This is a genomic window from Kosmotoga sp. (genome assembly GCF_982836095.1).
Map to the genome: position 1 here is coordinate 28,315 of NZ_CEYIHJ010000006.1, position 818 is coordinate 29,132.

The 818-nt window shown below is 43.8% G+C and carries 1 protein-coding gene; it reads right to left on the minus strand.

Translation table 11 applies throughout. The features are described 5' to 3' along the window. A partial coding sequence (locus AC3LHT_RS01060; protein WP_488661714.1) for a molybdopterin cofactor-binding domain-containing protein occupies positions 1 to 818 on the minus strand: 818 nt, incomplete at both ends.

The window sequence follows — 818 nt, forward strand, 5'->3', positions numbered from 1 at the left end:
TCTTTACCGTAAATAACATCTTCAAATAGAGCCCATCCTATACCCTGCACTGTTGCACCTTCAAGTTGCCCCAATGCCTGCACCGGATTTAAAGGCGTACCACAATCGGCATAAGAAACGAATTTCACAAGCTCAATCTTACCAGTTTCAAGATCGACCTCAACCTCTGCAAAAGATGCGAGAAATGGTGGTGGTGACTCCTCGCCTACATAAGAGGCCGTCGCTGCTATTTGTTCTTGCTCGAATGTATAAAAGAGCTTAGTGCACAACTCTTCATAAGTTACTTCACGATCTGTATTTAGCGAAACCACTTTGGCGTTTTTTACTCTCAAATTTTCCACCGGTTCTTCAAGATAAACAGCGGCCTTTTCCAATATCCTTTCCTTTACCATCTCAGCAGCTTTTCTCACTGCATTTCCGGAAACATAAGTAGTACTTGAAGCATAGGCGCCAGTATCAAAAGGAGTCATATCAGTGTCAGATGAATAAACCTTTATCTTATCATAGTCAACTTCCAGCACTTCTGCTGCGATTTGTGCCATGATGGTATCACTACCCGTTCCAAGATCCGTAGCACCAAGAAGCAGGTTAAAAGAGCCATCTTCGTTCATTTTTATCGTTGCAGCGCCCATATCGATTTTTGCGATTCCAGAACCCTGCATGGCTATGGCGCAGCCAATACCTCTAACCTTGTTTCCCCTTCTTGCCACTTTTCCCCGCTTTTCGCTCCATCCAATTGCCTCTTTTCCTTTGTCTATACATTCCTGTAACTTACAGCTTCGAACTATTTGGTCTACACCTTCTCTACCCTCACCCAT